This window comes from Clostridium algidicarnis (assembly GCF_000703125.1).
Lineage (GTDB): Bacteria > Bacillota > Clostridia > Clostridiales > Clostridiaceae > Clostridium_L > Clostridium_L algidicarnis.
The window spans coordinates 159,299-179,413 of sequence record NZ_JNLN01000001.1 but is presented as its reverse complement, the minus strand read 5'-3'; the positions used below and the strand labels follow the sequence as shown (position 1 = coordinate 179,413).

General features: G+C 30.2%; 22 protein-coding genes. All 22 read left to right on the top strand.

Features of this window, described 5'->3' with window-relative positions; genetic code table 11:
• The first annotated feature begins 3 nt into the window (after positions 1-3).
• The 22 genes from mreC to BV55_RS0100735 all read left to right on the top strand — a co-directional run bounded on the left by mreC (position 4) and on the right by BV55_RS0100735 (position 20,073).
• Complete coding sequence (gene mreC / locus BV55_RS0100840; RefSeq protein WP_029450807.1) at positions 4-852, top strand: rod shape-determining protein MreC; 849 nt, start codon at positions 4-6, stop codon at positions 850-852.
• Between the two features lie 10 nt (positions 853-862).
• A complete protein-coding gene (gene mreD / locus BV55_RS0100835) occupies positions 863-1,351 on the top strand; it encodes a rod shape-determining protein MreD (protein WP_029450806.1) in 489 nt (162 codons plus the stop codon).
• Positions 1,352-1,368: 17 nt separating this feature from the next.
• Positions 1,369-4,203 (top strand): penicillin-binding transpeptidase domain-containing protein, encoded by a 2,835-nt coding sequence (locus tag BV55_RS0100830; protein WP_051652347.1) that lies wholly within the window; start codon positions 1,369-1,371, stop codon positions 4,201-4,203.
• 226 nt (positions 4,204-4,429) lie between these two features.
• Positions 4,430-5,062: a septum site-determining protein MinC gene (minC, locus tag BV55_RS0100825; protein ID WP_029450803.1), complete on the top strand. Its 633-nt coding sequence runs from the start codon at positions 4,430-4,432 to the stop codon at positions 5,060-5,062.
• 87 nt (positions 5,063-5,149) lie between these two features.
• Complete coding sequence (gene minD, locus BV55_RS0100820) at positions 5,150-5,947, top strand: septum site-determining protein MinD (RefSeq protein WP_029450801.1); 798 nt, start codon at positions 5,150-5,152, stop codon at positions 5,945-5,947.
• Between the two features lie 12 nt (positions 5,948-5,959).
• Positions 5,960-6,229, top strand: a complete 270-nt coding sequence (minE, locus tag BV55_RS0100815; RefSeq protein WP_029450799.1) for a cell division topological specificity factor MinE — start codon at positions 5,960-5,962, stop codon at positions 6,227-6,229.
• 85 nt (positions 6,230-6,314) lie between these two features.
• Positions 6,315-7,439 carry a rod shape-determining protein RodA gene (rodA, locus tag BV55_RS0100810; RefSeq protein ID WP_029450797.1) on the top strand — a complete coding sequence of 375 codons (1,125 nt, stop codon included), beginning with the start codon at positions 6,315-6,317 and terminating at the stop codon, positions 7,437-7,439.
• Positions 7,440-7,556: 117 nt separating this feature from the next.
• Entirely contained in the window at positions 7,557-7,934 is a 378-nt protein-coding gene (gene mgsA / locus BV55_RS0100805; RefSeq protein WP_029450796.1) for a methylglyoxal synthase, read from the top strand.
• Positions 7,935-8,122: 188 nt separating this feature from the next.
• Positions 8,123-8,926, top strand: coding sequence for a M23 family metallopeptidase (locus tag BV55_RS0100800; RefSeq protein ID WP_029450795.1), 804 nt, complete (start codon positions 8,123-8,125; stop codon positions 8,924-8,926).
• A gap of 15 nt (positions 8,927-8,941) precedes the next feature.
• Positions 8,942-9,799 carry a M50 family metallopeptidase gene (locus BV55_RS0100795; RefSeq protein WP_029450794.1) on the top strand — a complete coding sequence of 286 codons (858 nt, stop codon included), beginning with the start codon at positions 8,942-8,944 and terminating at the stop codon, positions 9,797-9,799.
• A gap of 84 nt (positions 9,800-9,883) precedes the next feature.
• Positions 9,884-11,737, top strand: coding sequence for a TIGR03960 family B12-binding radical SAM protein (locus tag BV55_RS0100790; protein WP_029450792.1), 1,854 nt, complete (start codon positions 9,884-9,886; stop codon positions 11,735-11,737).
• Positions 11,721-12,425, top strand: a complete 705-nt coding sequence (locus BV55_RS0100785) for a TIGR03936 family radical SAM-associated protein (protein ID WP_029450791.1) — start codon at positions 11,721-11,723, stop codon at positions 12,423-12,425. The genes BV55_RS0100790 and BV55_RS0100785 overlap by 17 nt, the downstream gene beginning before the upstream one ends.
• Before the next feature lie 23 nt (positions 12,426-12,448).
• Complete coding sequence (locus tag BV55_RS0100780) at positions 12,449-13,891, top strand: Rne/Rng family ribonuclease (RefSeq protein ID WP_029450790.1); 1,443 nt, start codon at positions 12,449-12,451, stop codon at positions 13,889-13,891.
• 134 nt (positions 13,892-14,025) lie between these two features.
• Complete coding sequence (rplU, locus tag BV55_RS0100775; protein ID WP_029450789.1) at positions 14,026-14,340, top strand: 50S ribosomal protein L21; 315 nt, start codon at positions 14,026-14,028, stop codon at positions 14,338-14,340.
• Positions 14,341-14,342: 2 nt separating this feature from the next.
• Positions 14,343-14,669, top strand: a complete 327-nt coding sequence (locus tag BV55_RS0100770; protein WP_029450788.1) for a ribosomal-processing cysteine protease Prp — start codon at positions 14,343-14,345, stop codon at positions 14,667-14,669.
• Positions 14,670-14,673: 4 nt separating this feature from the next.
• The gene (gene rpmA / locus BV55_RS0100765; RefSeq protein ID WP_029450787.1) at positions 14,674-14,976 is read left to right on the top strand and encodes a 50S ribosomal protein L27; all 303 of its coding nucleotides are present in this window, start codon (positions 14,674-14,676) and stop codon (positions 14,974-14,976) included.
• Positions 14,977-15,082: 106 nt separating this feature from the next.
• Positions 15,083-16,357, top strand: a complete 1,275-nt coding sequence (gene obgE, locus BV55_RS0100760; RefSeq protein WP_029450786.1) for a GTPase ObgE — start codon at positions 15,083-15,085, stop codon at positions 16,355-16,357.
• Between the two features lie 16 nt (positions 16,358-16,373).
• Positions 16,374-16,664 (top strand): YhbY family RNA-binding protein, encoded by a 291-nt coding sequence (locus BV55_RS0100755; RefSeq protein WP_029450785.1) that lies wholly within the window; start codon positions 16,374-16,376, stop codon positions 16,662-16,664.
• Positions 16,665-16,699: 35 nt separating this feature from the next.
• Positions 16,700-17,299, top strand: a complete 600-nt coding sequence (gene nadD, locus BV55_RS0100750; RefSeq protein WP_029450784.1) for a nicotinate-nucleotide adenylyltransferase — start codon at positions 16,700-16,702, stop codon at positions 17,297-17,299.
• Between the two features lie 13 nt (positions 17,300-17,312).
• Positions 17,313-17,891: a bis(5'-nucleosyl)-tetraphosphatase (symmetrical) YqeK gene (yqeK, locus tag BV55_RS0100745; RefSeq protein WP_029450783.1), complete on the top strand. Its 579-nt coding sequence runs from the start codon at positions 17,313-17,315 to the stop codon at positions 17,889-17,891.
• Positions 17,892-17,893: 2 nt separating this feature from the next.
• Positions 17,894-19,162 carry an LCP family protein gene (locus tag BV55_RS0100740; protein ID WP_157469577.1) on the top strand — a complete coding sequence of 423 codons (1,269 nt, stop codon included), beginning with the start codon at positions 17,894-17,896 and terminating at the stop codon, positions 19,160-19,162.
• Between the two features lie 14 nt (positions 19,163-19,176).
• A complete protein-coding gene (locus BV55_RS0100735; RefSeq protein ID WP_029450780.1) occupies positions 19,177-20,073 on the top strand; it encodes an RluA family pseudouridine synthase in 897 nt (298 codons plus the stop codon).
• The last annotated feature ends 42 nt before the right edge of the window (positions 20,074-20,115 follow it).

The following is a 20,115-nucleotide window of genomic DNA, read 5'->3' as shown; positions in this document are numbered from 1 at the left end:
TGAATGAAGCTTTTTAAAAACAAACTGGCAGTAACTGTAATAGTGCTGTCAGTTACATTTTTAGTTATAATAGGCTACACATCAAAAAAACAGGGAAAAGATAAAGTGAGTAATGCTGTAGGAGTTACTTTAAATCCAGTTCAAAAGGTATTTTATGGTATAAATGACAACGTTAAAGGATTTTTGAACTTTGTTTTTAATTTTTCAGATGTTAAAAATGAGAATACAGAGTTAAAGAAGAAAAACAGTGAACTTTCATCTAAGTCCATTGAATATGACTCTTTAAAAAATGAAAATCAAAGATTAAGAGAAATGTTAGACTTTAAAAGCCAAAGAGAAGAGTACAACTATATTGGCGCTAATATAATAAACAAAGCCGGAGGAAGTATACTTGAGAGCTTTACTATTGATAAAGGCTTAAAAAATGGAGTTAAGGTGGGTATGGTTGCTATAGATCCAAAAGGACTTGTAGGCCAAGTTACTGACGTTACTAATAGTTGGTCTACAATACAACCAATTACAAGTGAAAATGTTGCAGTAGGGGCGTTAGTTGAGAGCACTAGAGAGACTACAGGTGTGGTTAAAGGTTATAGAGATAACAACAAAGTAGTAGCAAGGCTAGAATATATTGATGCAAACTCTGAAATAAAAGAAGGGGATGTTATACTTACATCAGCATCTGGAGATAGTTACCCAAAGGAAATAAAAATAGGTGTAGTACTTTCAATTAAAGAGGATAAGGCTAAAATGGGTAAGACTGCTATTATTGAGCCTTATGTAGATTTTAACAAGTTGGAAGAATTATACTTAGTGGTACCAGCTAACAGTGAAAACAACAATATAAAATATTAAGGGTGATTATATGAAAAGAGTTATATTAATACTTATAAGTTTACTTCTTTTTATTATAGATAATACTTTTATGCCTTTTTTAGCTATTAAGGGAGTATATCCAAGTTTACTTATAATTTTTGCATTAAGTTATTCTATAATAAATGGATATTATGAGGCTATTTTAATTGGGGTTTTTGCTGGACTATTGCAAGATATATATTTTTTCAATGGTTTTGGAATAAATGCTCTTTCTAATATGTGTATATGCTTAATAGCGGCTAAAATTGGTGAAAATATATTTAAAGAGAAGTCATTTGCACCCGTTATATCTATTTTTATATTATCCATATTAAAAGGGATTATTATGTTTGTAATTTTATTTACCTTAAATATAAGGATAAATTATTTTAACATACCTTTTGTAGCCTTATATAACATGATTATTACTATATTTTTTTATAAGAGGATATATAACTTTAGCGTAAAGCCCTACATGAAAAACTCTAGGAATTTTTGAAAAAGTTGGGTGATTATATGAAAAATAAAAAACAAATTAATAGATACACATCCTTAACGCTTGTAATGGTAATTATATTTTCAGGTCTTTTATCGAGACTTGCTTATTTGCAGATTATAAAATATGAGGATAATAAAGAACAAGCTAACAATCAATCTGTTAGGCTATTGTCTGAATCTGCACCGAGAGGACAGATCCTTTCAAATGATGGTACAAAACTTGCAACTAGTGTTCAAAGTTATGTATTAACTTTTATTGAGACCGAAGAAAGCAAAAAAGATTTCTTCAAAACTATGTCTAATGTATTTACAATGTTAGATGAAAATGAAGAAGAACTTCAAGATACATTTGCTTTAAAGGTAGAACCTTTTAGACTTGAATTTAATACTAGTGATGAAGAAACAATAAAGGCACTAGAAATGCGATTCAAAAAGGATAGAGGTTTTGACTTTAATGTACAAAATAAGTTATATCCAAATCAAAAAAGTGAACTTACAATAGAACAGACTAAAGAAATAGACAATGAACTTTTAAATGTTAGCCCAGAAGAAATGTTCTATGATTTAGTAAAGGATAAAGATTACGAGATATATAAGCTTTTAGGATATACTAAAGAAGAAGAAAAAGTTTTATTAAAAGAAAAGTCTAGTAAAGAGATAACAGATTTACTTATAGAAAGATATCCTATTGAAATAATAAGAAAATATATTGTAGTAAAAGATGCTATTAAGATGCAAAAGTTTTCAGGTTTTAAGCCTATAACTTTAGCTACAAATATAAAGAAAGATTCCTCCTTTGTATTTTTACAAAAACTAAGTCAATTACCAGGGGTTGATGTTGGAGTTGAGCCTATACGATTTTATCCTTATGGAGAGTTTGCATCTTCTGTAATAGGATACGTTGGGTCTATAGAAGGAGGACAAAAGGACAAATATGAGGAAAGAGGATATGATGTATCCTCTGATTTAATAGGGAAAGCTGGTATAGAATCAGCATTTGAAGATAGACTTAAAGGTTCTAAAGGTGGAAATACGGTTAAAGTTAATAATTATGGTAGAAAAACAGATGAATTATTTAAACTAGAATCTGTTCCAGGACAAAATATTCAACTAAGTTTAGATAAAAACCTTCAAAATGTTGCAGAACAAGCATTAGAAGATAAAATGAAATTTTTGAGAGCTAATATGCATCGTGAATATGGTCTTAATACGGCAAATGCTACAAGGGCAGCAGTTATAGTTCAAGATGTTAATAATGGCAAAGTTTTAGCTATGGTAAGTAATCCAGGATTTAATCCTAACGATATGGCTCTACCAGGAAGAATAAGTTCTGAAATAGTTAAAAAGTATTTTGCTCCTGATTTAGAGGAATTTGGTAATCAATATATTAAAGATCGAGGTCTTAGTATGACACTAGATGAATTATTTCCACTAGTGGATAAAAAGAATCCTAAAGATAAAAGACGTAATGATCCTTATGATATATATCCTAAGGCTACATACAACTATGCTACTATGGGTGCTGTGCCACCGGGATCTACATATAAACCTTTTACAGCAGCTGCAGGACTCGAGTCTGGAGTAATAGATGTTGATACAAAAATACTAGACCAAGGGATATTTAATAAACATGAAGACCTTAAAAATTATACTGGAGCTTGTGAGATATATTCTGAAAGAGGAGGATCTCATGGAAATATAGACCTACAAGAAGCTTTGGCTGTATCTTGTAACTATTATTTTTATGAAATTGGATATAGATTATACAAAGAGTTTGGATTAGATGGTCTTGCAGAATATTCTTGGAAGTTTGGACTTGGAAAAGATCCTAAAAGCAAAACAAAATCTACCACAGGCATAGAGATAGCAGAAGACACTAGAGGTCAGGTTTATAACTATGAATCCTTTAAAAACTTAGTAGCCTCACTTTCAGCAGAGCCTTTAGTTGAAATACTAGAAAGTGGAAGGTCTTCAAGAGGAAATGTGTTTAAACCACTTCCTATAAGAAAAAATGATGAAGATACAAAAGATGTAGCAGAATCAAAGGAAGTTATAAAAAAATTAGTTAAAGATGAACTTCTTAAAGATTATAAACTATCAGAAGTTTCTTTGCTTATGTCAAAGTTTAAACCAGAAATGACAAAAGCTATAAATGATTATATTTCAAAACTTCCAGAAGAAGAAAAAAGTCAATATAAAGATACAGATATAGAAGCTATGGTTGTATCTATAACATCTTTTATATATTATGATAAAAGAGGAGAGCTTACAACAGGAGCAGAAGTAATTAATGCATCTATAGGTCAAGGAATGAGTTCTTTTACACCTCTTCAACTTAATAATGCCATTGCAACATTAGTAAACGGAGGAACTAGGTACAAGACAACCCTTATAGATAAAATTACTGATAGTGACGGAAAGGTATTAGAAGAGACTAAGCCACAAATAGCTGAAGAGTTAAATCTTAAAGAAAGTACAGTTACTACAATAAAAGAAGGTATGAGAAAAGTTGATGAAACTGGAACAGCTACATCTGTATTTAGAGATTTCCCAATAGTTACTGGAGGTAAAACCGGTACTGCAACTTATAGAGCTAATGGAGAACAAGAAAAGGTAGGTCGTTCAGCTTATGGAGTTTATGTAGGTTTTGCTCCATTTGATAAACCAGAAATAGCCGTAACCGTAATTGTATATGATGGAGGACATGGATATTATGGAGCAGATGTAGTAAAAGCTGTTTATGAAGAATACTTTAGAGATAGAATATTAGCAGAAAGACCAAACTATACATTTATGTACGATTACACATTAAAAGAATCAAAGTCCTTATTAGAATTAGATAAAGAAAAATAAACTTTTTCTTGTTTTAAAATTTAATATTTTATATTTATGATTGTAGTTGAGGATAAGGTCTTATAAAATTAAAAATAGAAGGCTATTTATCCTCTTTTTTTAAATATATTAATTATGATGGTAAGTTCTAGTTTTATAAAACTTTTTATTATAAATGAGAAGGATTTTAGTTAACTTATGTGGAAATAGTACATATTAATGTTATGAGGTCTATTGGAGGGCTTATATGAACAGAGATAATATAGTGATAAAAGGAAATAAGGAAGGCTTGAATGCTATAATAAATATGGATAACTTTAAAGATTTTGATGATATGTTGGAGTCTTTAATAGAAAAGTTATCTAAAGGTAAAAAGTTTTATAAAGGATGCACACTTAAGATTACAACGGATATAAGACTTATAAATGAAAATCAAGCTAAAAAGCTAAAAGAAATCCTTTTTGAAGAGGTACTTATAAAAGATTGTATTTTTGAAGATAAAGAAGAAAAAACCAGCAAGGTATTTTCAGGTATTTATGAAGGAAGAACTAAATTTATTAGAAAAACTGTAAGAAGTGGCCAAATAATTAGATATTCAGGGAATATAGTCATAATAGGAGACGTGAATCCTGGGTCTGAAATTCATGCAGAGGGAAATGTTATAGTAATGGGTAATTTAAGGGGACAAGTAAGAGCTGGTATAACTGGAAATGAAAGAGCAATAATAGTTGCCTTTAATCTTCAACCGGAAATACTTCAAATAGCAAGTATAATTACAAGAGCCCCTGAAGATTCACTTAAGCCTGAGTATCCGGAAGTTGCTAAAATAAAAGAAGGATCAATAATAGTAGAACCTTACGTAGTAAATAAATACATATAATTACTGACTTTTATAAGATTAGCATTAAACTAGTATTAAAATATTTATTTAAAAATTTGAGATACATATATTTGGAGGTTTTGGAATATGGGAGAAGCTATAGTAATAACTTCAGGAAAAGGTGGAGTGGGAAAAACCACTACCACAGCAAACATAGGAACAGCATTAGCATCTATGGGTAAGAGAGTAGTAGTAATTGATGGAGACACTGGACTTAGGAATCTAGATGTTCTTATGGGATTAGAAAATAGAATTGTCTTTACAATACTAGATATTTTAGAAGATAGATGTAGACTAAAACAAGCTCTTATAAAAGATAAAAGATTCCCTAATTTGTTTTTACTTCCTACAGCACAAACGCGAGATAAGGGAGATATTAAGCCAGAACAAATGCTAAACCTTGTAAATGAATTAAAAGAAGAATTTGATTATGTAATAATAGATAGTCCAGCAGGAATAGAGCAAGGCTTTGAAAATTCAGTTGTAGGAGCAGATAGGGCTATAGTAATAGTTAATCCTGAAATAACTTCAGTAAGAGATGCAGATAGAGTTATTGGTAAGCTTGATTCTAAGGGATTAGAAAATCACGAGGTAATAGTAAATAGATTAAACTATGAGATGACGAAAAATGGTAATATGCTTGATATTGATGATATTGTAGATACGTTGTCTATAAGATTACTCGGGGTAGTGCCTGATGATAGAAGTATAACTATATCTACAAACAAGGGTGAACCCATAGTTCTTGATGAAAAAGCTATTGCAGGTAAGGCTTTTATAAATATAGCAAAAAGAATAATAGGGGAAGAAGTTCCACTATTAAATTTAGATGTAGAGCAATCAGGGCTTTTAAGTGCACTAAAGAATCTTTTTAAAAAGAGGTAGGGGGGTTATAAGATGGAGTTTTTTTCAAAGTTATTTTCAAGTAAGCCTTCTTCAAAAGAAGTAGCAAAGGATAGGTTAAAGCTTATACTTATTCATGATAGAGGGGATCTTTCACCACAACTTTTAGATATGATAAAAAGTGAAATATTAGAAGTTATAACTAAATATGTAGAGATAGATTCATCAGATGTGGAAATAGCTCTTACAAGGACATCAGAATCTGAAGGTAACTCTCCGGCGCTAATTGCCAATATACCAATCAAAAAATTAAAGCAAAGGTAAATTTACTAAAAACTTTTAAGGGTTCTGCAATTAAATATGAAATTATGTTATACTAAAACATAATTCATTATTGTGGAGGTACATTATGCTAAAAAAATTAAAATTAGATTATAAATATATAAAGGAATTAGATTTTGGAATTTTAATAGGATCTATCATAGTATTATTATATGGAGCCTTAAACATATATACAGTTACAAGAGGAAAAGTAGGTATCTACTATCTAAAGCTTCAACTTATATGGCTAGTACTCGGGCTTATAACTACTTACATAATATTATTAATAGATTATACATTAATAAAAAATTTCACTTCAATCATTTATTGGGGATCTGTGTTTATGCTTTTATTAACTAGAATAATCGGAAGTACTGTAAATGGCGCACAAGGGTGGATATCACTTGGAAATAGAGCTATTCAACCTGCTGAATTTGCAAAGCTTGGTATGATAATGATGCTAGCTAAAAAGTTAGATGAAATGGACGGAAATATAAATGATGTTAAGAACTTTTTTACATTATGCTTTTATGCATTAATTCCTATGCTACTTATTCTGGTTCAGCCAGATATGGGTATGGCCATGGTTTGTTTTTTTATTGTACTTGGTATATTTTTCACCATGGGTTTAAATATAAAAGTAATATTAGGCGGTATTATGGGAATTGCAGCATCCATTGCTATACTTTGGAATTCTAGACTTATGAAAGCTTATTGGAAAAGAAGACTTATTTCATTTTTAAGTCCTGAGTCAGATCCTCTTGGAGCGGGTCTGCAGGCTACTAGATCTAAAATAGGTATAGGATCTGGAGGAATACTTGGCACAGGTATGGGTATTAAAACTGCCTCAAGTAGCTACGTTTCACAGTTTGTACCAGAAGCTCATACGGATTTTATATTTGCAGCTCTTGGCGAACAGTGGGGATTTGTTGGTGCAGTATTTCTGTTATTTTTATATGGAATAATAATTTATAGGTCTATTAATATAGCTAGAACGTCAAAGGACATATTTGGATCTGTAATTTGTGTAGGAGTAGTATCTGTATTTTTGTTTTCTATACTTCAAAATATAGGTATGGCAGTGGGTATAATGCCTATTACAGGTATAACACTTCCTCTTATGAGCTATGGTGGAAGCTCTGTATTAACTAATTATATTGCTATAGGTTTAATATTAAATATAGGTATGAGAAGAAAGAAAATAAATTTTTAAATTATATATAAGTATTATATTTAAGGATTATTTTAAGTGGACATTAGTAATATATGGTATAAGTTAAGATTTATAATAAGTTTTAAATAGAAAAAATACAAACACAGGGGGAAAGTTATGAAAATAGCACTTATTGCTCATGATAAGATGAAAGATGATATTATAGATTTCGTAAAAAGGTATAAAGACGTATTTAGTGAACATGATCTTTATGCAACAGGTACTACGGGAAGGCTAATAAATGAAATTTTAAATCTAAAAGTTCATCGTTTTTTGTCAGGACCTTTAGGAGGAGATCAACAAGTAGGAGCTAAAATTGCTGAAGGTAATATGGATTTAGTTATTTTCTTTAGAGATCCTTTAACATCACAACCACATGAACCAGATGTAGCTGGCCTTTTAAGATTATGCGATGTGCATTGTATTCCTGTAGCAACTAATCTTGGAACAGCAGAGGTAATGATTAAAGCTTTAAAAAACAGAATAGATATATAAAGTGTAATTTAAAAGAGCATTACAGCATATTAAATATGATGTAATGCTCTTTTTGTTTTGAAAAAGAGATTTATATATTTATTATATTTTCATGTTTTCATAATTATTTCTTATTAATCATATTTGTATCATTAAACTATGTTTTCATAAATATAATTATATAGATGAAAAAGATAAGGAGTGTTTTTATGAGTAATTATAATTCTCAGTATGAAAGCTATTATGAAAAGATCTCAAAAAAGAGGAAGGATACTCCAATTTATAATGGTTATGATAATAAATATAAAGAAGGTAGCAAGGGGACCGTTTTATTTAGTGGTGAGTATTTTGTGAAAAGGGTAATAAGGGATCTTTTAGGTACAGCTTTTTTATTTGTATTTATTTTAACCTGTAAATTAATACAAACTCCAAATTCAAAAGCTGTCTATGCATACTCAAAAGAAATGGTATCTACTGATTTTGATTATAAAACTAAAATTAATTATTTAAAGAGCATAGACATAAAGGAACTAAAAGAAGAAATAGAAGATAAAAGTGAAAGTGTAATGTCAAAACTTTTCAAAAAGGAGAATATAAAAGATAAGATTAAAGAAGAATTTGAGGTACCCTTAAAGGGGGAAATAACCTCGGAATTTAATCTTAGAAAGGATCCTTTTACAGGAGAAAAGAAAAATCATACAGGAATAGATATAGACTGTAAAGAAGGCACAGAGGTTAAAACTATATACAAAGGAAAGGTTAAGGAACTAGGTGAGGATGAATCTTATGGTAAATATGTAGCCATTGATCATGGAGATGGCATTGAAAGTAAGTATGCTCACTTGAAGGAATATAATTTAGAAAAGGATCAAGTGTTAGAAAAGGGTGATATTATAGGTCAAAGTGGAAATACAGGGAAGTCTACAGCTCCCCACCTTCATTTTGAACTTTCTTATATGGGTCAATACAAAGATCCTTTAAGGTATTTTGATAAGGAATTGTTTAAAAATTAAAAGACGAGGGCTTACATGATAAAAATCAGCAAGTATTTTATTCCATACATATTAATTATGTTTATGGTAGGTTTCCATAAAAGTTTTTTTATTTCTTTGTTTTGGGTGTTTGTACATGAATTTAGCCATGCGTTAATGGCTAAATTTTTAGGGGTAAAAAAGGTGAAAATTAAAATTACACCTATAGGATTTTCAATGACAGGAGATGAATTCAAGGATATTAGTTTTGCTAAAGAGGTAGCGATAGTTATAGCAGGGCCTGCTGCAAATATCATAATAGCTCTTATATTTTATTTGCTATATAAAAGCTATCACTTTGATATATTTGAAATTTCAATGAAAACCAATTTAGTTCTAGGAAGCTTTAATTTACTGCCAGCTTTGCCCCTTGATGGTTCAAGACTGTTAAATTTATGTCTTCAAAGAAAGTATACTTGCAAAAAGGCGCATAAGATTAAAGTTAATACCAGTATGATTATAGGAGCTTTAATTTTTAGCTATTTTATTTTTTTGGTATTTAATAAAATATTAAACATAAGCCTTGGACTTTTATCTTTTTTTATAATAAATATATCATATAAAGAAAAAGGTAGAATTGTTTATATTATAATAGGTGATATAATGAAGAAAAAAGTTAAATTTTTAAAAAATAGATGTATAGAAAATAAATCTTTATGTATAAGTTATAAATACACACTTTTAGAAACTTTAAGCCTAATTGATAAAAATAAATATTATACCTTTGTAGTTTTAGAGGATGATATGAAAGTTATAGACATAGTTTATGAGCAAGAAATCATAGAAGGACTAAAAAGTTATGGAAACATAACTTTAGATGAGTATATAATTATTAGGCAAGGTAATAAGTTATAATATCCTAAGGTAAGTCAAAGTACTTGTGCAATAAAGCTTGCATATGATAAAATTATAAAATATTATGAAAAAGGAGTTAACTAAATGAAAAGAATTACAGATGATATTTTATATAGAGTAGAAAAACCTGCTAGATATATTGGTGGAGAACTTAATTCTGTTTATAAGGACAAAGAAAACATAGATATAAGATTCGCTTTTTGCTTTCCAGATGTTTATGAGGTCGGTATGTCGCATCTTGGTAGCAGAATACTTTATCATGTATTAAATGAGAGAGAAGATACCTACTGTGAGAGGGCTTATGCACCATGGCCTGATATGGAAGGTTTGATGAGAGAAAATAATATTCCATTATACGCATTAGAAACAAAGGATCCTTTAAGTGATTTTGACATGCTTGGATTTACTCTTCAATATGAAATGAGTTATACTAACATTTTAAATATGCTTAATATGTCCAATATAACTATAAGAGCATCTAAAAGAGGGGAAGATGAGCCTATAATTATGGCAGGTGGACCCTGTGCTTATAATCCAGAGCCTCTTTATGATATAGTAGACTTCTTTGAAATTGGAGAAGGCGAAGAGATAATGAATGAGGTTTTAGATGCTTATAAAAGGTATAAGGGAAAAGGAAATAAAAAAGGCTTTTTAAGAGAAATATCAAAAATAAGGGGGGTATATGTACCTTCCTTATATGATGTTACCTATAATGAAGATAATACAATAAAAGAATTCAAACCAAAGTATGAAGATGTACCTTCAAGTATTAAGAAAAGATTTATAACAAACTATGATAAGGTTAGTTACCCAAAAGAAATCATAGTGCCCTATACTGAAATAGTTCATGATAGGGTTATAGTTGAGACTTTTAGAGGATGTACTAATGGATGTAGATTTTGCCAAGCTGGTATGATTTATAGACCAGTTAGAGAAAAGTCTACAGAAACACTTTTAAAAGATATAGATGATTTATTAAAAGCTACAGGTTATAGTGAAGTTTCACTAAGTTCTTTAAGTATATGCGACTATTCAGATATACAAAATTTAGTTTTTAGTGTTATAGAAAAATATAAAGAACAAAATATTTCAGTTTCACTTCCATCTATAAGGGTGGATTCCTTTTCTGTAGATTTAATTAAAGAGATTCAAAAGGTAAGGAAAACTGGGCTTACCTTTGCTCCTGAGGCAGGATCACAAAGAATGAGGGATGTAATAAATAAAGGGGTAACCGAAAAGAAGGTTCTAGAGGCCACAAGAAGTGCATTTGAAGCAGGATGGTCTGCTATTAAATTATATTTTATGATAGGCCTACCCTATGAAACGATAGAAGATGTACAAGATATTGCAAAATTATCAGATAAAGTTGCAGCACAGTATTTTATGGTACCTAAAGATTTAAGGAAAAAAGGCCTTAGGGTTACTTCAAGTACTTCAATATTTGTGCCAAAACCTTTTACACCTTTCCAGTGGGCACCTCAAAGCAAGATGGAAGATGTGGTAGAAAAGATTAAAGCTGTAAAGTATACAATAACTAGTAAAGCAGTAGTTTATAATTATCACGAATCCTTAGTATCTTATATAGAGGCTATATTTGCAAGAGGTGATAGAAGGATTTGTGATGTATTAATTAAATCCTTTGAAAAGGGTGCAAAGTTTGATGGCTGGTCTGAATATTTTAATTTTGATATATGGCAAGAAGCTATGAAAGAGTGTGGGGTGTCAGGTGAATTTTATGCCTACAGAGATAGAAGCTATGATGAGGTATTGCCCTGGGACTTCATTGATATTGGAGTGAATAAATCTTACTTGATAGAAGAAAATGAAAAGGCTAAAAACACAGAGCTTACACCAAATTGTAGACTTAAATGTACAGGCTGTGGGATAAATGTTAATTTTAAAGAAGGGAAGTGCTTTGAAGGTGCGTTATCTAATTAAATTTACAAAGGAAGGTGAAATAAAATTTATTTCACACCTTGATCTTATGAGAACAATTCAAAGAATAATTAAAAGAGCAAACCTTCCTATAGATTACTCTAGAGGATTTAATCCGCACCAAGATTTGTCTATAGCACAACCTTTATCAGTTGGAACTTATTCTAGTGGTGAGTATATGGATATGGGGCTTAGGGAAGAATTAGAATGTGAGGAATTGAAGAATAGATTAAATTCTAATTGCCCAAAGGGAATAGAAATATTAGAAATATCAAAGGTACCTAAGATAGAAAATGCTAAAAAGGTACCACAGGCTATGGCACTGGTGGATTTTGCAGACTATACTATAAAGATAAGATTTAATAATATAGATAAGGTAGAAGAGGAACTTAAAGAACTTTTAGAGAAGCCACAGTGGAATACTACAAAAAGGAGTAAAAAAGGTGAAAGGGAAGTTGACTTAAAATCTATGATAAAAGATTTTAAGTTCTGGACATTAGAAGATAAACTTGTAATTAAAACTAGAATAAACTCTGGAAGTCGGGAACATCTATCACCTGAGCTTTTAGCAAATTACATAAAGAGTAATATTAAAAATGTGGATACAGAAGCTTTTGTAGATATAAAAAGAGAAGAGATGTTTGCATACAAGGAGGATAAAATAGTTCCTTTGTACAAATATATGGATTAACACACTGTAAAGAAGGGGATTTGATGAGAGATATATTCATAGAAAGACGAGAAAATTTACTTAGGATAGCAATAAAAGAAGATAATTTTTTAAAAGAATGTTTTATTGAAGAAGATAGATTTGAACCACTGCCAGGTGAAATTTACAAGGGCACTATAAAAAACATTGTACCTGCAATTAAGTGCGCTTTTATAGATATTGGGTATGATAAAAATGCTTATATGTACATAAATCCTAGAGAAAAAAATAAGAGTTTAAAAAAGGGTCAGGACATATTAATAGAGGTTACAAAGGAAGAAATTGGAGATAAAGGCGCAAAGGTAAATGGATTTATATCATTGCCAGGTAGATACACAGTTATAAATAATTTAAATAAAGGCATAAGCTTTTCTAAAAAGATTAAAGATGAAAAGTTTAAAGAAAATATACAAAACAATATACAAGCCTTAGATGATATAGCTATAGTAATTAGAACTAACGCACAATTTGTAGATGTAGACACAATAAATAAAGAAATCCAAAAACTTTATGAAAATTATAAAAAGATATACATGGCTTTTAACTATACATTAAAACCTAAAAAGCTTTATGGGGAAAGTAACATTATATATAAGATATTAAGAGATAGTATAAACGGAGATACTGCATCAATAATAGTAGATAACTTTTCCGATTATGATATTATAAAGGGATATGTTGAGGAAAAGCCAGATATAAATATAGATATATTCCATTATGAAGGCCATAGAAATATTTTTGATTATTATGAAATAGAAAAAGAAATATTAGCACTTAGAAACTATACAGTTCCACTAAATTGTGGAGGATATATAGTTATAGAAAAAACAGAAGCTATGAACGTAATAGACGTAAACTCTGGTAAGAACGTAAGTAATAAAACCATGGAAAAGACAGCCTATATGACAAATCATGAGGCAGCAGTAGAAATAGCAAGGCAAGTAAGGCTTAGAAATTTAAGCGGAATAATATTAATTGACTTTATTGATATGAAATATGATGAAGATAAAAACAAGGTGTTAAGGGCCCTAGAAGATGGGTTTAAACAAGATAAAAATAAGACTATGATATATCCTTTCACGGAGCTTGGACTTGTTCAAATTGCTAGGATGAGAAGAGGAAAGAGCATATATGAATATATACAAGAACCTTGCAATGAATGTAGTGGTAAGGGATCATTACTAAAACTTTCATATATAAGTCTTTTAATAAAAAATGATATACTAAAGGTAGATGCAGAAAACAAAATAAACAATATATATATAGAAATAAATAATAGATATGAATTAGAAATAAAAAAGGATATGACTAAATTCATTGAGACATTTAATGAATTAGGTAAAGAAATTTATATGAAATTTGTAGACAATGTAGAATACTTTAAGGTAGAAGCACTTATATTTAATGAAAAAATTGAAGAGGTAAAAGAATATAAGGTAATAATATAGTAAATAGCAAAAAAACATATTTACAAATAAATATAATTATGATAGAATAGCAAGGTAGACCGCACACATAAGGTTCTAAAACAAAATTTATTTTTGTACCTGAGATGGCGAGACTGGATCGAGGAGGTGTATTTATGTACGCAGTTTTAAAAACAGGTGGAAAGCAATATAGAGTTCAAGAAGGAGACGTTCTCTTTGTTGAAAAGATAGAAGCTGAAGTAGATTCCACAATAGAATTAACAGATATTCTTGCAGTTACAAATGCTGAAGGAAAGTTAGTTGTAGGAAGTCCTGTTGTTGAAGGAGCTAAAGTTGTAGCTAAAGTTGTAGCACAAGGAAAAGCTAAGAAAGTAGTAGTTTTTAAGTTTAAAGCTAAAAAAGACTATAGAAGAAAACAAGGACACAGACAACCATATACTAAGATTGCAATAGAAAAGATTGAAGCGTAATTATGACCAACATACTATTCCAAAAAAGAGATGATAAATTCATTGCTTTTAAGATAGAAGGTCATTCAGGTTATGCAGATAAAGGTGAAGATATAGTCTGTGCAGCTATTTCAGCACTGTCACAATCAGTTGTGATAGGACTTGAAGAAGTTTTGTATATAAAATCAGATTATGGTATAAAAGATGGGTTTTTACATATGTCTTTAAAGGACAATTCTATACAAGATATAGAAAAGAGCCAAGTTCTTTTAAAAACCTTTTTTAAAAGTTTGAAGAGTATAAGTGTAAGTTACGTAAAATATATAACCATACAAATAGAGGAGGTGTAATGTTATGCTAATTATGAACCTTCAATTGTTCGCTCACAAAAAGGGAGTAGGAAGCTCAAGAAATGGTAGAGATTCTGAATCCAAAAGACTTGGAGTAAAATGTTCAGATGGAGAGTTTGTTCTTGCAGGAAATATACTAGTTAGACAAAGGGGAACTAAAATTCACCCAGGTACTAACGTAGGTTTAGGTAAGGACGATACTTTATTCGCTAAAGCTGATGGTGTTGTAAAATACGAAAGAATGGGAAAAGACAGAAAAAAAGCTAGTGTCTACCCAGCTGACGTTCAAGAAGCAATAGCTGAATAATTTTAGATGCTTTTTAAGCACCCATTAGTGGGTGCTTTTTTAAAATTCATTATTTTGAGGCTTATTTTAGATAGAAGTTAATAAAAAAAAGAGGAAGGTGATAGAATTGTTTATTGATAGAACGAAGATATTTGTTAAATCTGGAGATGGTGGACATGGATCAGTATCTTTCAGAAGAGAAAAGTATGTACCACTTGGAGGACCAGATGGCGGAGACGGTGGAAACGGTGGAGATGTAATACTTGTTGCTGAAAGCAATATGACTACACTACTTGACTTTACCTATAGAAGAAAGTATTCGGCAGAAAGAGGTCAAGATGGTTCAGGATCTAAATGTTATGGTAGAAGGGGAGAAAGTCTTTATATAAAGGTTCCTATGGGCACCATAATAAAAGATGAAGAAACTGGAAAGATCATGGTTGATTTATCAAGTCCAGGTCAAGAGTATGTAGTAGCAAGAGGTGGAACTGGTGGTAAAGGAAACGTTAAGTTTACTACAGCTACAAGGCAAGCACCTACTTTTGCAGAGCCTGGAATGCCAGGAGAAGAAAGAGCTATATTATTAGAACTAAAACTTTTGGCAGATGTAGGACTTGTAGGTTTCCCAAATGTAGGAAAGTCAACTTTATTATCTATGGTATCTAAGGCAACACCAAAGATAGCTAATTATCATTTCACTACATTAAAACCAAACCTTGGAGTGGTAAGTGTAAAAAACATTGAACCTTTTGTTATAGCAGATATACCAGGAATAATTGAAGGTGCTTCAGAGGGCGTAGGGCTTGGACTTGATTTTTTAAGACATATAGAAAGAACCAGAGTACTTATTCATGTAGTAGATATATCAGGTGTTGAAGGACGAGATCCTTTAGAAGATTTCCTAAAAATCAATGAAGAGTTGAAAAAATATGATGTAAAACTTTGGGATAGACCTCAAATTATAGCTGCAAACAAAAGCGATATGCTATATGATGATGAAGTTTATGAAAACTTTGTATTAAAACTTAAGGAAATGGGATATGATAAAGTATTTAAGATATCTGCAGCTACAAACGAAGGCGTAGAAGATCTTATGAAAGAAGCAGCAAGAACTTTAACTACTATACCAATAGTACAACTTGACATTGCAAAAGAAGATAAATATGAGGTAGAAGATAAGAGATTCAGCTATACTATAGAGGAACAAGATAGAGTTTTTGTTATAGAAGGAAGCTTTGTTGACAGATTGCTCTTAGCTGTAAATGTTAATGATGCAGATTCTTTAAGATATTTCCATAAAGTTCTAAAAAATAAAGGTATTTTGAATGAACTTAAAGAAATGGGTATAGAGGATGGAGATCTTGTAAGACTTAACAATTTTGAATTTGAATACTTATATTAATTAAGGAGTGATATATTTGATTACTAGTAAGCAAAGAGCTTATTTAAGATCTCTTGGAAATAAACTAGATTCTATATTCCAACTAGGTAAAAATGGTATAGAAAATGCTTTTTTAAAACAAATTGATGAAGCATTAGAAGTTAGAGAATTAATAAAGATAACAGTTTTAAATAATAGCGATATTGACCCAAAAGAAGCTTCTAGAATTATATGTGAAAGATTAGGAGCAGAGGGGGTTCAATGTATAGGTAGTAAAGTAGTTATATATAGAGAATCTACTAAAAAACCTAAAATTGAATTACCTTAAAACCTTTTAATATCATTTAAAAGTGAGGCGTTAATATGAAGTCTAAGGGCATTTTTGGAGGAACTTTTGATCCTATACATATAGCACATATGTATATAGCAAGTGAGGCATTAAGACAACTTTCACTAGATGAGATAATATTTGTGCCTAATGGTAATCCTCCACATAAAAAAGGGGAGAAGGTAACAAAGCCAGAGGTTAGATATGAACTTACTAAAATGGCTATAAAGGATTATAACAGATTTTCTATAAGTGATTACGAGATTTTTAAAAAAGGTTATAGTTATACCTATGAAACTCTTCAACATTTTAAATCCATTGATGAATCTAAACTTTATTTTATAGTAGGTGCAGATAGTTTAATGGAAATATATAGTTGGAAGAATGTAGAGTGCATATTAAAAGATTGCACCTTAGTAGTATTTAATAGACCTTCATATAATAAAGAAGATATTCTAGTACAAAAAAGTAAAGTGGAAAGAGAATTCCAAACAGAAATACTGTGGCTTGACTTATTGAACTTAGACATATCTTCTTCTTATATAAGGAATAAAATAAAAGAAGGTATAAACATAGAATACTTTTTACCTTATGGTGTATATGATTGTATAAAGACAATGGGTCTTTATAAATAAGGAGATGTTATTTATGTGGACAGAAACTGAAATAAAAAGTTACCTTAAAGAAAACCTAAAAGAAGATAGGTACCTACATGTACTTGGAGTTGAAAGTACCGCAGAAAAATTAGCTAAAATTTATAATGAAGATGTAGAAAAAGCTAAACTTGCAGCGCTTATACATGATGCGGCAAAAAACAAAACTGTAAAAGACATAGAAGAGATAATAAAGTCAGAAGGAATAACAATAGATAAGGAAATGTCTAAAGCACCAGTGCTTTTGCATGGATTTGCAGGGGCTATAATAGGTAAAAGATTAATGGGTATAGAAGATGAAGACGTTTTTAATGCTGCTGCGTATCATACAACAGGAAGAGAAAATATGAGTAAACTTGAGAAAATAATCTACCTTGCAGATTATATAGAGCCTAATAGAGATTTTCCTGGAGTCCAAAACATTAGAATAATTGCATTAAAAGATTTAGATGAAGGAGTGCTTTATGCTATGGAGCATACCATAAAGTATATAATTAAAAAAGGTCAGATACTTTTAAATGGAACAGTAAATGCAAGAAATTACTTGATACAAAATAAAACAAATAGGAGTTAAATATGGATATAGATGAAAGCATGAATAAAAGAAGATTAAAGAAAATTTTATGTGTAACACTATCTGTTGTAATTTGTATTTTTTTAATCGGTGTATTATATCTATTTGGAACTACTAGAAAGTTAAACGAAAAGGTTGAATCGCAGGCTAAAATTATAAAACCTGTGGATAGCAAAAGAGCACTTCCAATAAATATACTCATTTTAGGAGTAGACATTGGTGATCCTAATATAAAGGATAATGACGATATAAAAAGGACAGATTCCATGATGCTCCTCCATTATAACCCTAGTGAAAAGGATGTAAAAGTTATATCCATACCTAGGGATACAAAAATTAAAATAAATAATAAAGATATAAAAATAAATTCAGCTTATGCCTTTGGAGGAGCTAAAAAGAGCATTGAAGTAGTAGAAAATATGCTGGATACCACAATAAATTATTACATTAAAGTAGATTATAAAGCTTTCACAAAATTTATAGATGCTATAGGTGGAGTGAATATGGATATAGAGGAAGACATGAAATATGATGACGAAGGCCAAGATCTTCACATTGATTTTAAAAAAGGAAAAAATATCCACCTTGATGGTAAAAAGGCAGAAGAATTTTTTAGGTGGAGAAAAAACAATGATGGAACAGGTCTTGCAGAAGGTGACCTTGGTAGAATAAAAAACCAGCATATATTTATGGAAAAGGTAACAAAGAAAATTAAAAGTCCCATGATGCCATTAAGAATACCTAAAATTTTATCTGTTATTGAAGAGAATGTAGAAACCAATATGTCTCCTAGGATTATGGTTAAACATGGATCTAAAGGTATTGGATTATCTTCAAGTAATATAAAGTTTTCTACATTAGAAGGTGAGCCCAAATATATTAAAGGTATTTCATATTTTGTATATGATAAAAATAAAAACAAAGATACACTTCAATCATTACAATCTGTAAGTAAAACTGCGTCATCTAGTACCATCGGAGGCGTTGATAAGAGTAAACTTAAGGTGAAGGTATTAAATGGCACTAATACAGAGGGACTTGCAAAGATATATTCAAGTATGCTAAAAAATCTTGGGTATCAGAATATAATAATAGGTAATGGAGAAAAACTTATGGAAAGCAAAGCTTATATAAAAGATAATAACAAAGATTTAAAAAGTATAATAAAACAAGACTTTAATATTAAAAAGCTTCAATCCATGGAAGAAAAACAAGGAGATTTTGATATAATAATTATACTTGGAGAAGATAAAAAGACTTTAAAGAATTAATTGAGGTATTGAAGATGAATAATTTAGAATTTATAGTAGAAAAAGAAGCGGTAGGACTTAAAATAAGAGATTACTTAAAGCATCATAAGGGGCTTTCAAGTAGACTAATAAGAGGGGCTGCACCAGATGGTAGAATAAAGGTAAATGGTAATGTAGTTAAATTAAACTATATAATAAAAGAAGGCGAAAATATATCCGTAGACATTAACAAAAAAGAAAGCCAAAACATTGAAGCAGAGGATATGCCTTTAGACATAGTTTATGAAGATGAAGATGTTTTAGTTGTAAATAAGCCACCCTTTATGGTAGTGCATCCAACTAGAAAACATAATGCAGGTACACTATCTAACGGAGTAATATACCACTTTAAAGAAAATAAGTCTGCATCTGTAGTAAGGCTTGTTAGTAGACTTGATATGAATACATCAGGTCTTATAATAATAGCTAAAAATCAATATTCACATGCTAAACTATCAGAATCTATGAAGCTTCCTGAGTTTAAAAAGTATTATAGAGCTGTGGTTCATGGATCTTTTGAAAATGAATTTGGTACTATTGATTTACCTATCTATTACCCTGGTGAAGAATTCATAAAAAGAGTAGTGGACGATAGAGGGCAACAAAGTGTTACTCACTATAAAGTTATAAAAAGATATGCTGAAGCTACACTTTTAGAATTGCTATTAGAAACAGGCAGGACACATCAAATTAGGGTACATCTAGAGCATATGGGGCATCCTATATATGGGGATGAATTATATAGCATATATGATGATAGTGAAATTATAAAAAGGCAAGCACTTCATGCTTATGCGCTAGAATTTCCACACCCACGAACAGGGAATATAATAAAGTTAAAATCAGATATCCCAGAGGATATTAAAAGTTTAATGGAAGAACTAAAATTGTAATATTATATAAAATTTTAAAGGTATTTATTAAAAAAAAGCAGA

What these genes read in the sequence shown, in the direction of transcription:
- mreC (WP_029450807.1), top strand. Translation starts at nt 4, where the DNA reads ATGAAGCTTTTTAAAAACAAACTGGCAGTAACTGTAATAGTGCTGTCA.
- mreD (WP_029450806.1), top strand. Translation starts at nt 863, where the DNA reads ATGAAAAGAGTTATATTAATACTTATAAGTTTACTTCTTTTTATTATA.
- BV55_RS0100830 (WP_051652347.1), top strand. Translation starts at nt 1,369, where the DNA reads ATGAAAAATAAAAAACAAATTAATAGATACACATCCTTAACGCTTGTA.
- minC (WP_029450803.1), top strand. Translation starts at nt 4,430, where the DNA reads ATGAACAGAGATAATATAGTGATAAAAGGAAATAAGGAAGGCTTGAAT.
- minD (WP_029450801.1), top strand. Translation starts at nt 5,150, where the DNA reads ATGGGAGAAGCTATAGTAATAACTTCAGGAAAAGGTGGAGTGGGAAAA.
- minE (WP_029450799.1), top strand. Translation starts at nt 5,960, where the DNA reads ATGGAGTTTTTTTCAAAGTTATTTTCAAGTAAGCCTTCTTCAAAAGAA.
- rodA (WP_029450797.1), top strand. Translation starts at nt 6,315, where the DNA reads ATGCTAAAAAAATTAAAATTAGATTATAAATATATAAAGGAATTAGAT.
- mgsA (WP_029450796.1), top strand. Translation starts at nt 7,557, where the DNA reads ATGAAAATAGCACTTATTGCTCATGATAAGATGAAAGATGATATTATA.
- BV55_RS0100800 (WP_029450795.1), top strand. Translation starts at nt 8,123, where the DNA reads ATGAGTAATTATAATTCTCAGTATGAAAGCTATTATGAAAAGATCTCA.
- BV55_RS0100795 (WP_029450794.1), top strand. Translation starts at nt 8,942, where the DNA reads ATGATAAAAATCAGCAAGTATTTTATTCCATACATATTAATTATGTTT.
- BV55_RS0100790 (WP_029450792.1), top strand. Translation starts at nt 9,884, where the DNA reads ATGAAAAGAATTACAGATGATATTTTATATAGAGTAGAAAAACCTGCT.
- BV55_RS0100780 (WP_029450790.1), top strand. Translation starts at nt 12,449, where the DNA reads ATGAGAGATATATTCATAGAAAGACGAGAAAATTTACTTAGGATAGCA.
- rplU (WP_029450789.1), top strand. Translation starts at nt 14,026, where the DNA reads ATGTACGCAGTTTTAAAAACAGGTGGAAAGCAATATAGAGTTCAAGAA.
- BV55_RS0100770 (WP_029450788.1), top strand. Translation starts at nt 14,343, where the DNA reads ATGACCAACATACTATTCCAAAAAAGAGATGATAAATTCATTGCTTTT.
- rpmA (WP_029450787.1), top strand. Translation starts at nt 14,674, where the DNA reads ATGCTAATTATGAACCTTCAATTGTTCGCTCACAAAAAGGGAGTAGGA.
- nadD (WP_029450784.1), top strand. Translation starts at nt 16,700, where the DNA reads ATGAAGTCTAAGGGCATTTTTGGAGGAACTTTTGATCCTATACATATA.
- yqeK (WP_029450783.1), top strand. Translation starts at nt 17,313, where the DNA reads ATGTGGACAGAAACTGAAATAAAAAGTTACCTTAAAGAAAACCTAAAA.
- BV55_RS0100740 (WP_157469577.1), top strand. Translation starts at nt 17,894, where the DNA reads ATGGATATAGATGAAAGCATGAATAAAAGAAGATTAAAGAAAATTTTA.
- BV55_RS0100735 (WP_029450780.1), top strand. Translation starts at nt 19,177, where the DNA reads ATGAATAATTTAGAATTTATAGTAGAAAAAGAAGCGGTAGGACTTAAA.